The organism is Clostridium sp. Marseille-Q5894 (assembly GCF_946902305.1).
GTDB lineage: Bacteria > Bacillota_I > Bacilli_A > Erysipelotrichales > Coprobacillaceae > Thomasclavelia.
On record NZ_CAMPPT010000003.1, the window covers coordinates 24,192 to 38,185 of the forward strand.

The 13,994-nt window shown below is 30.1% G+C and carries 11 protein-coding genes; all 11 read right to left on the bottom strand.

Annotated elements, in window-relative coordinates:
- Nucleotides 1-48 precede the first annotated feature (48 nt).
- On the bottom strand, nucleotides 49-2,175 hold the full coding sequence (locus OC535_RS05850) for an alpha/beta hydrolase-fold protein (protein ID WP_498823394.1): 2,127 nt from the start codon (nucleotides 2,173-2,175) through the stop codon (nucleotides 49-51).
- 188 nt (nucleotides 2,176-2,363) lie between these two features.
- Entirely contained in the window at nucleotides 2,364-3,137 is a 774-nt protein-coding gene (locus OC535_RS05855; protein WP_024722111.1) for a MurR/RpiR family transcriptional regulator, read from the bottom strand.
- Between the two features lie 13 nt (nucleotides 3,138-3,150).
- Nucleotides 3,151-3,909 (bottom strand): MurR/RpiR family transcriptional regulator, encoded by a 759-nt coding sequence (locus tag OC535_RS05860; RefSeq protein WP_024722112.1) that lies wholly within the window; start codon nucleotides 3,907-3,909, stop codon nucleotides 3,151-3,153.
- A 328-nt stretch (nucleotides 3,910-4,237) separates the two neighbouring features.
- On the bottom strand, nucleotides 4,238-5,671 hold the full coding sequence (locus OC535_RS05865) for a 6-phospho-beta-glucosidase (protein WP_498823395.1): 1,434 nt from the start codon (nucleotides 5,669-5,671) through the stop codon (nucleotides 4,238-4,240).
- A 28-nt stretch (nucleotides 5,672-5,699) separates the two neighbouring features.
- Entirely contained in the window at nucleotides 5,700-7,595 is a 1,896-nt protein-coding gene (locus OC535_RS05870; protein WP_498823396.1) for a beta-glucoside-specific PTS transporter subunit IIABC, read from the bottom strand.
- Nucleotides 7,596-7,934: 339 nt separating this feature from the next.
- The gene (licT, locus tag OC535_RS05875) at nucleotides 7,935-8,780 is read right to left on the bottom strand and encodes a BglG family transcription antiterminator LicT (protein WP_498823397.1); all 846 of its coding nucleotides are present in this window, start codon (nucleotides 8,778-8,780) and stop codon (nucleotides 7,935-7,937) included.
- Between the two features lie 275 nt (nucleotides 8,781-9,055).
- Nucleotides 9,056-10,096 carry a M42 family metallopeptidase gene (locus OC535_RS05880; RefSeq protein ID WP_498823398.1) on the bottom strand — a complete coding sequence of 347 codons (1,041 nt, stop codon included), beginning with the start codon at nucleotides 10,094-10,096 and terminating at the stop codon, nucleotides 9,056-9,058.
- A 23-nt stretch (nucleotides 10,097-10,119) separates the two neighbouring features.
- The gene (locus tag OC535_RS05885) at nucleotides 10,120-11,103 is read right to left on the bottom strand and encodes an ABC transporter ATP-binding protein (RefSeq protein ID WP_498823399.1); all 984 of its coding nucleotides are present in this window, start codon (nucleotides 11,101-11,103) and stop codon (nucleotides 10,120-10,122) included.
- Complete coding sequence (locus tag OC535_RS05890; protein WP_498823400.1) at nucleotides 11,104-12,105, bottom strand: ABC transporter ATP-binding protein; 1,002 nt, start codon at nucleotides 12,103-12,105, stop codon at nucleotides 11,104-11,106. It lies immediately after the preceding gene.
- 13 nt (nucleotides 12,106-12,118) lie between these two features.
- Entirely contained in the window at nucleotides 12,119-12,985 is an 867-nt protein-coding gene (locus tag OC535_RS05895) for an ABC transporter permease (RefSeq protein ID WP_024722117.1), read from the bottom strand.
- Nucleotide 12,986: 1 nt separating this feature from the next.
- A complete protein-coding gene (locus OC535_RS05900; RefSeq protein ID WP_024722118.1) occupies nucleotides 12,987-13,919 on the bottom strand; it encodes an ABC transporter permease in 933 nt (310 codons plus the stop codon).
- Between the last annotated feature and the right edge of the window lie 75 nt (nucleotides 13,920-13,994).

Here is a 13,994-nt window from a genome sequence, read left to right on the forward strand (position 1 = left end):
TTTTTTACCTTTTTCATTTTATTTTCTATTATTAAATAAAAGTTATTTTTAATTATTTCTTTTTTTATTTGCAATTAGCAATATTGAAGCAAGTGTTAATCCTGCTACTGAATATCCTAAGCTTGCACTATCTCCAGTCTTGATACTTGCTGTTATATCTCCTGGTTTTACTGCTGTGTTTGTTACACCTTCGTTTACTGATGCACTTGATACTTCAGCTTCTACTAATCCTTCAATTGCACTATTTAATGCTGTTACAGCTGCCTCTACTTCTGCTTCTGTTGCATTAGTATTTGCTATTGTCGCATTGGCATTTTCTAATGCTAAGCTTACTGCTGCCCATGATTCTGGACTATAGTTTGCTACATTTAAACTATTTGCTTTATTAATTAGATCATTTAATAAATCTTTGTTTGGTTTTAATCTTAAGTCTAAGAAAGCTTTTACTAACTCTGTAAATACTTCATTAACTTCATCTTGCATTGCATTAACATCTGCTAATACATCATTTGCTTTTTCTAATACTGGCAACATATCAGACCATGATGATTTAATGTATTTACTTTCATCTAATCCATTGATTTGATCTACTTGTTTTTGTAATGCTGTTTTGTCACCTTGATAGAACTCCAACATTTGCATTGCACTTGCTAGTCGAGCAAAGACATTATCTACTTCACTTTGAGTGGCATTAGTTTTTGCATATACTTCTTTTGCGTTTGTTAAAGCTTCATTGAATTCAGTTACTACAACTGGTACGACATTTTCTAAATCAGCTTTTTCAGCCATTTCAATAGCGATTGATAATGCTGATTTATCCACTATAGGATTTGCAGGTTTATTTGTATCTTCCCATAAATAATCTTTTATAAAAATAGATAATAAAGTACGCCATGCACCCCAATCATGTCCACCATTAACTGGATACAAATCGTATTGAACGTCAGCTACTTCTAATCTACTAATAAAATTAGGGTAATATTGTTTACCAAATGGATCAAGATTTCCATATCCTAACATTAATGTTGGATAGTTTTTATTTTCTATATTTTGAACATCAACATTTGCTATTGTGTGTGAAAACATTCCAAAATATCCAAAGTCGCCAGCATTTTCTTGATATAGGAAAGTTGCAAGTCGTGATCCGCCTGATAATCCTGCAAAAGCACGATCTCCAGCATTTTTAGATACACTATAATGTGATTCAACATAAGGAATAACATAATTCATGATATTATCTTTTATTCTCTCAAATCCTCTTCCTGGAGCTGAATTTCCTAAATTAAAATATGTAAGATCTAATGTAATTATTATCGTATCTTCAACTTCACCTTCAGCAATCAAGTTGTCCATAATATTTTTAGCAGATCCAATTTCTAACCACTCTACTTCATTTCCACCACTTCCATGTGATAAATACAAAGTTTTATATATTTTATTTTCATCATATCCTTTAGGTAAATATACACCCATGGGCTGCATCGTTGCATCTATTGCTTCATATGATACATAATTAACTGTCCCTGTATTATCATCATTTCTAGGAAAAATATACTCCTGACCGTCTAAACAATCAGTAGCATCACCAACATAGAAAAGACTCCAGCCACTATCATTATTACCATTAGCAAATGGCTTATTTTCAGGATCTACAATTTGCTGAGCTCTACTAGATCCAGTATAAAATATATTAAATCTGTAATAGTATTGTCCATTCGGTAAAGGGATCTCAATTGTCCACCCTCCTTTTTCAACTTCATTCATATCAAGTGTCACATAACCACCTGGAGCAATTAAATGGCCTGTTGTGAACATACCATTTTTAAAATTTTCTGGAGCTACTGGTGTGATTGTCCCTACACTTCCATTATCTAAATACTCTTTAGCAGCTTCTGTTGTATAAAATGCAAAACCTCCTGTCAATTGTACTCGACTTATATCTTCTTCACTGTTAAATGTGAATTTAACTTGATACTGAGCATCTGAATTAGGAAAATCTGTGTTTTTTGTAATTGAGATACTTTTTGGTGTTTCTATACTTTCTGACTCTTCATACGCATTTATTGTCTTTAAAGTAGAATCTGATAATGCAGATGCTGGTACTGAAATTATTGAATACACTGTTAACATACTCAGAAATACTGCTACTATTTTTTTTAATTTATAATTCTTCATTTTCCCTTTCTCCTTTAATATTAAATTTTTAATGTTTATTTTCCTCCTTTCTTTAATTTAATTATATCGCTTACATTTATTTATCCTCAATCAATAAAAAAAGATTAATGTTTTAAGGAATGATAAAATCATTTCTTAATCCATTAATCTAATATAAAGATACTTTTTTATGATTTTTATAAATATTTCTATTTATTATATACGTATTTCATAAAATATTCATATTTAATTAAATTAAATATTTCAATAATAATAAGATTTTCAATCTCACTATCATCATCTCCATACAATTTAATAAAGACGTTAAACTTTAAAAAAGTTGAAAATATTTCATTTTGTGATATTATCGCTTTTTTTGAGGGGACATCTTCATATAAGTCCAAAAAAGTTTGTTTATTCATAGCTAAAAATCGTCCTGTTACTGTAATAAAAATAAGTAACGAATTTTCATCATGATCTTTTTTATGATCTTTATAGCTTATTTGTTCAAGATAAATAGCTTTATTAAAAATACGCATATCTTCTACAAAATTTAATAATAATGATAACGGATATGTAGCTCCCACAAAATATACTGACTTTGATTCATAAATTAAATCAACTATTTTTTTTATTTGTTCTAACAGTTCTGATTTATTAATCTTTTTTTGATATAACAATTCAATTTGATTAAGAATATTATCGGCATCAAACTGCATATATCTAAACTCAATTTGCTCTAATCTTCCTTTTCTAGTACTTGAAAGTATATTTTTCATTTTCTTAAATGTCTCTATCCCCATTAAATGACAAAATTTATTTATTGTTGGTACTGAAGTATGACAATTTTGCGATAATTCATTAATAGAAATAGTTTCTATTTCATCAAGATGATCTAATATGTAAATTGCAATCGAATAATAAATATCTTGATTAAGTGTATTATAAGTAAAAAGCAATAAAGTTGAAATAACTGTATTCATCCATTCTCTCCTTTTATTTCAAATCAGTAACAAGCATCATATCTAAATAAATTATAAAATCTTTATATAAAGTTTCATAGTATGTATATGGAAGCGAAATAGATATATCAACATTTTCATTAGTATCTTGACCAATAAATGCAATTTTAGCTTTAGAATCATTTAAATTTTGTAAAGTGTCCATGGTTATCGTTAAAAGTTCTTTATAATTTCTCCAATTCATATATGGTTCAACAATAATAATAAGATCATTTTCTTTTAGATCAGAAAATAAAAGATTTTGTTTTTTTATATCCCAACACATATTATCAATAACATCTTTTCCCATCATTAATAAATAAGAAGTCGATAAATGAAAACAAGAGATATATTTATTATGTCCATAAAATAATATTTTTGAACTATTTTTTATTAAATCTAAAAAATTATGATATACATCTTCTCGTAATTGATTTTTACACTGTTTAATAAAATCAACTTTAATATTCTCATATATAATCAAATCCATATGTTGATAAGATTTTAGAATATTATTTAGTTCTAGTGCTTCTAGTGATAACTCATCAATAAATACTGTAAAACCACTAAATCCTGCTCTTTGACAAAATCTAATCACTGTCGATTTAGATAAACCAGTTTCCAAAGAAATTCTTTTTAAACTTACTTTTTTCAGATTCAATAAATTTTTTAGAAAATATTTTGATAAAATAAATTCTATCGAATCTGTCTGTGCCGTGTTATTTACCATCTTTAATTTATCTATTAAATACATAGAACACCCCTTTATAACTGTTAAGAGTTTTTATTATTTTGAACAAAGCTATTATATAATAAGATCCAAGTTTATCCCCTTTGTTTATTAACTTGATATTTATATTTTATCACACAAAAAAATAAAAATACAATATTGATATCGCATTATACTATAACTAAAATACATAGTAAAAAATGATTTAATTTAATAAAAATAATCCAAAAAAAAGCTATAACAAATAATAAAAGGAATCAAACTTTTTCCTAATCAGACATTTTCAATACTGGAAAAATTTGATTCCTCATACTAATCTGTTATAACTATTCTTTATTTGTATATTATTTAACTATAAATTTTCACCATTACTTGCAATTACTTTTTTATACCAATTAAAAGATTTCTTCTTTCTTCTTGAAAAATCGCCACTACCATCATCATATTTTTCTACAAAAATAAATCCGTAACGTTTAGCCATTTCTCCTGTAGATGCACTTACTAAATCAATACATCCCCATGGTGTATATCCTATCAAATCCACACCATCCAATACCGCTTCATGCATCTGCTCGATATGTTGACGTAAATAATCAATACGATAATCGTCATTAATACTTCCATCTTCTTCGATCTTATCATATGCACCCAATCCATTTTCTACTATCATTAAAGGAATATGATAACGATCATAGATTTCATTTAAAGTAAAACGTAATCCTTCAGGATCGATTTGCCAGCCCCAATCACTTGCTTTTAGATATGGATTAGATACTCCACCGATCAAATTTCCTTCCGCCATTTCTTTATTGTCATCTGCCGTTCCGCAACCTGACATATAATAAGAAAACGTATAAAAATCAACACAGCCTTCTTTTAAAATTTTCAAATCTTCTTTTTCTATTTTAATATGAATATCATTTTGATCAAAATAACGCTTTATATATCCTGGATATTCACCTCGCACTTGTACATCTCCACAAAACCAATTTTTAATATGATTCATTTCTTGACATGCTAGCACATCTTTAGGATTACAAGTTAATGGATACATAGTTGCAAATAGCTGCATGCATCCTACTTTATTTTCTGGATTGATTTTATGCGCTAATTTAACTGCTTTTGCACTTGCAACAAATTGATGATGTAATCCCTGAAATCGAAGTTGAGGAATATCAACTTGATGCATAAAATCTTTAGTTCCATTATTTAAAATCCCTTGAGATAAAAACCCGCCAAAAGGACCTGTAGCACTATTGATTTCATTAAAAGTAAGCCAATACTTTACTTTTCCATTATAATGATTAAAAATTACTTCACAATATTTTATAAAAATATCAATCATCTCTCTAGAAGCCCACCCATTGTATTTTTGCGTTAATGCAAAAGGAACTTCATAATGAGAAATTGTAACTAAAGGTTCAATTCCGTATTTTAAACACTCATTAATGACATTATCATAAAATTCTAAACCTGCTTTATTGGGTGTTTTTTCTTCACCAGTAGGAAAAATTCTTGTCCACGCTATAGAAAAACGAAATACTTTGAATCCCATTTCTGCAAATAACGCAATATCTTCTTTATACCGATGATAAAAATCAATCGCTTCATGACTTGGATAAAAAGTTCCCTCTTCCAATACTGGTGTAATTCTTTTGGGAGTAGTATGTGTTCCTCCTGTGCAAATATCTGAGCAAGATACTCCTTTTCCGCCTTCTTGCCAGCCACCTTCAAATTGGTTTGCAGCAGTAGCGCCTCCCCACAAAAAATCATTTTTAAATGCCATATTTCCTCCTTTATCAAATACAGAAAAACTAAAATAATACAGTTATTAATTCATCATTAACTTTTGTTTCTCTTTTATCAGTCTTTATTAAATCTAACATATCTTTACTATTAGTAATGATAATTGGTGTTTGTGTTAAAAAACCAGCTTTTTCAACCTCTTTAAGATCAACATCAACAAGTAATTGTCCTCTTTTTACTTTATCTCCTTGTTTAATATGGGCGCTAAATCCCTTACCTGCCATTTGAACTGTATCTAATCCAATATGAATTAAAATTTCAACACCACTTTCACTAGTGATTCCAATAGCATGTAATGTAGGAAACAAAGTTGTTATCGTCCCGTCTACTGGAGCTACTACTCGTCCATTAGTTGGAATAATTCCAATTCCATCACCTAATGCCCCTGATGCAAATGCATCATCTTTTAACTCAGATAAAGAAACAACCTTTCCTGTCATTGGTGATAAAATAGTTTCTTTTGTTTTATTTGATCCTACTTCTCTTTTTTTTTTAATATCTTCTACACTTGAATTATCATTCCAGAAAAAATAAGTTAATAAAAATCCAATAATCATTGAAACAGCGATAGAAACAAATGAATAATACATAGAAGTTGCATCACCAGCTGGTGAAATAAAACTTACTGTTCCAAAAATCCCTAATCCACCAATTACAAATTGTTGTCCGCCAAGGAAAGTAAATACTCCTCCAGCAATAGCTGCTGCAATACAAGCAAATATAAATGGTTTCTTTTCAGGTAGTGCAAACCCATAAATTCCTGGTTCTGTAACACCACAGATTCCAGAAATAATCGCTGGAATAGTTAATGCTTTTTTATCTTTATCTTTCATTTTTAAATACATTGCAATAAGTACTGCTGTTAATGCAAAAGTTGTCCCAAATTGTCCAACTAAAATTGTATCATATCCTAAATTTGTAACATTCATGATTGATAATGGAATAATTGCCCAATGTAATCCAAATACTACTAAAATTTGCCAAGCAAAACCAACAACTGCTCCTGTTAGTACAGGTGATAAATCATAAATTGCTGCAAATCCTTGAGTCAATAAATCTGTAAATAATGAAATTACTGGTCCAATAACTAATAACCCAATTGGTAAACTAATAATTAACACAAAGAATGGTACAAAGAAATTTTGTAACATTTCAGGAATAATTTTCTTTGCATATTTTTGGACTAACGATGCAAAAGCAACGATAAGTAATACAGGAACAACTGTACTTGTATAATTTGCTGCTACAAAAGGAATTCCTAAAAATGTTGTAAAATAATCACCAACTAGAGGCAGTGAACCTAATGCCTCCCCAGCTGCTGCTAAAGTATCAGCTTGAATAGCCGGATAACATAATGTTGCCCCAATCAACATTCCAACAATCAAATTAACATTGAATTTCTTAGCAGCTGTATACCCTAATGCAATCGGTAAGAAATAGAATATCGCATCACCAATCGCATTTAATATTGCGTAAGTTCCTGTTGAGTTAAAATCTGAACCAAGTACAAACGATAATAACGCAACTAGACCTTTGATAATCCCCGATGCACATAATGGCCCTAAAATTGGCTGAAAACATCCACTAACAATATCAATTAGTTTATTAAACGCTCCCTTAGGTGCCTCCTTGGAATCACTTTGTGTTTCATTACTGATTCCTAAGACTTCACAAACATCAGCATAAACCTGTGGAACATGATTCCCAATAACAACTTGATATTGTCCGGCACTATGCATAATTGTTACAACACCCTTTGTACTTTTTAAAACATCATCATTTGCTTTTGCTTCATCTTTTAATTGAAAACGTAATCTTGTAATACAGTGAGTAACACTTCTAATATTTTCATATCCACCCACATTTTTAATAATAACTCTTGCTAAACTTTCATATTTCCCCATAAAAGGTACCTCCATTAATTTTCGTTTTATATTTTTAATAATTAATTGAGGATTTGGCCAACTAAATGTAACCACTCTAATTTATTATCTATTTCTACTTAAAGACATTATCAGTTTTATTACTATATCTTTTTATATCTCTATTTTAAACACAAATACTCATAAGTCCCTTCTAACTATTTTTGTTATAGAACTACAGGTTTAGCCAACTAAATGTAACCACCCATATTTTTAAACGTATCACCTATTACCTCCTTTTATACTAAATTTTATATAAAAATATCATTTTACTTTTTAAAAAGACATTTTTATTTTCTTAAATAATATATTTATTAAAAACTAAGTTCTAGTCTTGTATACAACTCTTTCAATATGAATCGTCAAATATAATTTCTCTTCATCTGATAATTCATATTTATATTTTCGATATATAAAATTAGATATTTCATTTACACAATGATATGCATTTTTATATTTAATTTTTACCATATCTAATAGTGAACCATCATCCATATCTTTAAAAGTTTTTCCACTTATTAAACGTTGAGCGAAAAACTTTAAGTGAGTAATAAATCTATAATAATATACAGAGTTTTCATCAAATTCTATTTGAAACTTATATTTAACAATATTAGATATTTCCTGCATAACTTTCGTGATTGCATACATATTTTGCATACTGTCTTCATCTATTTCAGCGTTTACAATATGTAAAGCTATAAAACCTGCCTCATCATCCGGTAATCGAACTTTAAACTTTTTTTCTATCATATCCAATGCTGTCATTCCGATATCAAACTCATCTGGATAAAATCTTCTTATATCCCATAATAAAGCATTTTTTATATAAATCCCCTCAAGATATCTATCCACCGAAGTATAAATGTGATCCACTAATGAAACATATATCATTTCATTTATTCTTTTTCCTAAACATGCTTTACTATAAACAACTATTTCTTCTGTAATTTCTAAATATTCTAAAGGTATATCTACTACCAACTCTTGAAGTTTATTCAATGCAACACTATTAGTTAAGGTGAATACTTTTTCAATCTTTTTCTTTTCTATCTCATCGCCAATTTTTTTATGAAATTCTATTCCTCTACCCATAATAATTTTTTCAACATTATTTTTATCTTTTACAATAATTACATTATTATTTAGAATTTTATCAATTATCATGCTATCCCCCTTTCTAAAAAGTGTTTATAAATAAAAGTTAATTAATAGAATTACCCCTATACAATAATATTTTATATTCTTTATATTTACAATTCACTATATTAAAATTATACAAACTGATAGTTTATTGAGGAAGAGTTTTTTGGTTTACGAGTATAAACCTTTTGGTTAATACAAGATCTAAACTAAATTAATAAATACTAAAAAGCATATCAATTATTAAACAATAATTTAATATGCTCTTTATACTATATAAATTTATCAAAAATTATTTTTTAAATATCTAATGCATATGCAATTGCTAATTTGGCTGTTTCTTCAATTGCGCTAACATGGCAACGTTCCTTACCATGAGTATTTAAACAAGCCATTCCAAATGCAGCAGCATATACATTATTTCCTGCTCTAATTGCAGCATTTGCATCTGTTCCATAACGATAAAAAATATCAACACAATAATTTATATTTGCTTTTTTAGCTTGAGAAATAATTCTATTTGTTAAACCTCGATCATATGGTGAATAATTATCTTTAGCACAAATACTTACTGTCATCTCATTACCATGATAATCAGGGCCAATTAATCCAATATCTAAAGCCACATATTCACTTACTTCTGGTGGTACATAGGCTCCCCCATGACCAATTTCTTCATATAATGGAAAAGCAAGTAATGTTCGATATTTAGGCTTTAAATTATTTTTATTTAAATAATCAATCATTGCGAATAAAGCAGCCACAGCAGCTTTGTCATCAATATATCGTGATACAACATAACCTGATTCAGTGTATTCAAAATGAGGATCAATTGAGATGACATCCCCATGCTCAATTCCTAATGCCATAACATCTTCTTTGCTCTTAACATCTTCATGTAAAATAACTCGCATGTTATTTTCATTACGCTCTAATGTTCTAGCATCATCAAACACATGAACTGAATGTGATTTACAAATAACCATACCACGATAATGACGCCCATCACGAGTAATGATCGTTACGCCTTCTCCTTCAATACTTGAATAGTTAATTCCACCTAATTGACGAACTTCTAATTGCCCATCATCTCTAATATGACGAACAATTAATCCAATCGTATCAAGATGAGCACCCATACATACTGTCTTTGAGTTATCTTCACCTTCTAATGTAATATAGCCAGTTCTTTTACGGTCATAAGTTACTTCGTAACCATATTCCTTTGCCTTTTTTTCTAAAAAGGGATGAATTTCCTCATAATAACTTACTGGACTAGGAACATTAATAAATTCCTTACATAAATTAACAATTTGTTCTCTATCAACTGAAATTTCCATTTTTATACCTCTTTTACTTTCTATCATTTAAACAGATGACATGCACATTGATGTCCCGGTTCAACTTCTATTAGCTCTGGTTTAACTGAATGACATATTTCCATTGCTTTTGGACATCTTGTGCAAAAACAACATCCTTTAGGCGGATTAGCTGGACTAGGGACATCCCCACCTAATACCTCTTTATCATCTATTCTCTCTTTAGAAATTCTTGGAACAGCAGAAAATAACGCTTTTGTATATGGATGTAGCGGATTACTGTATAAGGCTTTTTTATCAGCCATTTCCATTACATTTCCTAAATACATAACTACCACACGATCAGCTATATGTTTAACTACACTTAAATCATGTGAAATAAAAATATATGCTATTCCTAATTCCTTTTGTAAATCTTTTAATAAATTAATAATTTTTGCCTGAATCGATACATCCAATGCTGATACCGGCTCATCACAAATGATTAATTTTGGTTGTAAAGCAATAGCTCTTGCAATTCCAATTCTTTGGCGCTGTCCTCCTGAAAACTCATGTGGATACCGATACATATAATCCAAGTTTAATCCAACTTGTTTCATAACTTCAACAATACGTGCATCTCGCTCTTCTTTTGTTTTGTATTTTTTAGCAATATCGATAGGCTCTGCAATAATATCTTTAACTGTCATTCGTGGATTTAAAGATGCATACGGATCTTGAAAAATCAATTTAATCTTCTCACGGGCCTTTGTCAATTCTTTACCTTGTAAAGATGTAAAATCTTGTCCATCAAGATATATCTTTCCCGCAGTTGGATCAATTAAACGAATAACACTTTTACCCATTGTTGATTTCCCACATCCTGATTCACCAACAACTCCAAAAGTTTCACCAACTTTAACTTCAAAACTAATATCATCAACCGCTTTAACAAAAGATGTAGCTTTTCTTAAAGAAGATGTTTTTATTGGATAATATTTCTTTAAATGTTCAACTTTTAACAAAACATCACTATTTTTATTTTCCATCTATTCATCCTCCTTTTTCCATTCACTATGATATTTCCAGCAGCGCACTTGATGATTATTACCATTATCAACCATCGCTGGACATTTTTCATGACAAATAGATTTAGCATACTTGCATCTTGGTGCAAAAAAACATCCTTTTGGTAATTCGTACAGCATTGGAACAGATCCTGGAATAACCTCTAGATCCGCTTCTCTATCTTCATCGATATCAGGGATAGAATTCATTAATCCGACTGTATATGGATGTAGTGGATTTTTAAATAAATCTTCTACGTTTGTATATTCAACGATCTTACCAGCATACATAACAATAACATTATCTGCCATTTCTGAAATAACTCCCATATCATGGGTAATAAGTAATACTGACGAATTCATTTCATATTTCATCTTATTAATTAATTTTAAAATTTGCGCTTGAATCGTTACATCCAAAGCAGTTGTTGGCTCGTCACAAATTAGTAACGATGGTTTACATGAAAGTGCCATTGCAATCATGATTCTTTGACGCATCCCCCCAGATAATTGATGAGGACATGACGCAAAAACTTTTTCTGGCATCGGAATTCCAACTAATTTGATCATCTCTAAAGCTCGTGCTTTAGCATCTTCTTTAGAAATATTTTCATGAGTTAAAATTGCCTCCATTATTTGCTTTCCAACTGTAACAACTGGATTTAAAGATGTCATTGGTTCTTGGAAAATCATAGAAATTTCTTTTCCGCGAATATCTTGAATTTGACTTTTAGATTTTCCTAATAAATTTTCACCCTTGTAGATGATTTCACCAGATGTAATTTTACCTGGTGGAGACGGAATAAGCTGCATCAATGATAACGCAGTCATACTCTTTCCACACCCAGATTCACCAACAACACCCAAGGTTTCACCCTGATGAACCTTGAAATTCACTTCTTGAACAGCAGGTAATGCACCACGATCTGTAAAGAAGGTAATACCAAGATTCTTGACTTCTAATAATTCTTTATTTTCATTCATTTTTCTTACCTCTCTACGATCTTAATTTTGGATCCAATGCATCTCTTAAACCATCACCTAACATATTAAATGCTAAAACTGTAATGATGATAGCTAAACCAGGGATAACACTGAAATATGTGGCACTTCTAATATATGGTTGTGAAAAACTGATCATTGAACCCCAGCTTGACATCGGAGGTTTAACTCCTAATCCTAAAAAGCTTAATGATGCCTCTGACATTATTGCATTAGGTATTCCTAAAGTTACTGTGACAATCAATGTAGATAAACAGTTTGGTAATAGATGTTTCATGATAATTTTGAAACTGCTTCCACCACTAACTTTACAAGCATCAATATATTCCATCTTTTTAAGACGCATAACATCACCACGAATCAATCGTGCTGTTGATGCCCAGCTTAACAATCCTAACGCTAAATAAAGATTGATTAAACCTGGCCCTAAAACGAACATGATTGCCATTGCAAATAACAAGAACGGAAATGATGAGAATACTTGAATAACAAATGAAATAGCGGCGTCAACTTTACCACCAAAATATCCAGCACATACTCCCATTGTATATCCAATAACTGTAGCAATAATTTGTGAAACGATTCCTACACTTAATGAAATTCTGCAACCATAAACAATTCTTGAAAAAATATCTCTACCTAAATCATCAGTACCAAACCAATGTTGAGCACATGGTGCCATTAATTTATCTGTTAATACCTGTTTATCTGGATCATAAGGAGCGATCCATGGTGCAAAAAGTGCAACTAAACAAAGCAAAATAACGATAAATAAACAAACCATAGCCACTTTATTTTTCTTAAATAAATTCCAACTAATTGACCAATAACTGTGATAAGTTTTATTTTTCTTTTTAAACATATTATGATGTCTCCTTTCCTAAACGAATTCGAGGATCAACCACAGTATATAAGATATCGACAACTAAATACATAACAACACATATAACCGCAATATACATGACTCCACCTTGAACAATTGGCAAATCACGAGTATTAATACTATCAACTAACATTTTACCAATTCCAGGAATTGAGAATACCGATTCAACCAATACTGATCCTGTTAAAATATTACCTAAATCAGTACCAGCAATTGTAATAATTGGAATCAACGCATTTCTTAAAGCATGTTTAATAATAACAGCGCGCTGTTTCAATCCCTTAGCCTGAGCAGTACGAATATAATCCTGTGACAAAACTTCCAGCATACTAGTTCTTGTAATTCTAGCAATACTAGCTGCATATCGTGTTCCTAACGCAATACCAGGTAAAATAAATGAAGCAAAACTATTTATCCCCGAAAGCGGTAATAGATTCAGCTGTAAACAGATAACGATTTGTAAAATAATCGCAATCCAAAATGCGGGTGCTGAAATTCCAAATACTGAAATTGTCATCAATAATGAATCTAGCCATCTACCACGATTAACTGCTGCAACGACACCTACAAAAACACCTAAAACAACAGCTAAAACATATGCAATACCTGCTAATTTTGCAGTAACTGCAAATGACGAAGTTAAAATATCAATAACTGGTTTATTTTGAAAATATGATGTTCCAAAATCTCCAGTTAGCATATTTTTTAGCCAATTAATATATTGAATATAGATAGGCTGATCTAATCCCATTTCATGAGTAACACGGGCAATAGTTGCTTTATCTGCAAATTCTCCTAACATTATTTCTACCGGATTTCCAGGGACTATATTCAATACAAAAAAAGTAATCAACGAAATACAAAAAACGACACCAATTGCCTGCAATATTCGTTTTAATAAATAATTTCCCATATTTTTCCTCCTTTACTATACAAATGTAGAATATGGAATGCATGAAATGCATTCCATATTGTCAACTCTGTATTT

Bases quoted from the DNA above. Each gene is read 5' to 3' on its own strand.
- OC535_RS05890 (WP_498823400.1), bottom strand. From the start codon at position 12,105: ATGAATGAAAATAAAGAATTATTAGAAGTCAAGAATCTTGGTATTACC.
- OC535_RS05860 (WP_024722112.1), bottom strand. From the start codon at position 3,909: ATGTATTTAATAGATAAATTAAAGATGGTAAATAACACGGCACAGACA.
- OC535_RS05870 (WP_498823396.1), bottom strand. From the start codon at position 7,595: ATGGGGAAATATGAAAGTTTAGCAAGAGTTATTATTAAAAATGTGGGT.
- OC535_RS05865 (WP_498823395.1), bottom strand. From the start codon at position 5,671: ATGGCATTTAAAAATGATTTTTTGTGGGGAGGCGCTACTGCTGCAAAC.
- OC535_RS05855 (WP_024722111.1), bottom strand. From the start codon at position 3,137: ATGAATACAGTTATTTCAACTTTATTGCTTTTTACTTATAATACACTT.
- OC535_RS05900 (WP_024722118.1), bottom strand. From the start codon at position 13,919: ATGGGAAATTATTTATTAAAACGAATATTGCAGGCAATTGGTGTCGTT.
- OC535_RS05885 (WP_498823399.1), bottom strand. From the start codon at position 11,103: ATGGAAAATAAAAATAGTGATGTTTTGTTAAAAGTTGAACATTTAAAG.
- OC535_RS05895 (WP_024722117.1), bottom strand. From the start codon at position 12,985: ATGTTTAAAAAGAAAAATAAAACTTATCACAGTTATTGGTCAATTAGT.
- OC535_RS05880 (WP_498823398.1), bottom strand. From the start codon at position 10,096: ATGGAAATTTCAGTTGATAGAGAACAAATTGTTAATTTATGTAAGGAA.
- licT (WP_498823397.1), bottom strand. From the start codon at position 8,780: ATGATAATTGATAAAATTCTAAATAATAATGTAATTATTGTAAAAGAT.
- OC535_RS05850 (WP_498823394.1), bottom strand. From the start codon at position 2,175: ATGAAGAATTATAAATTAAAAAAAATAGTAGCAGTATTTCTGAGTATG.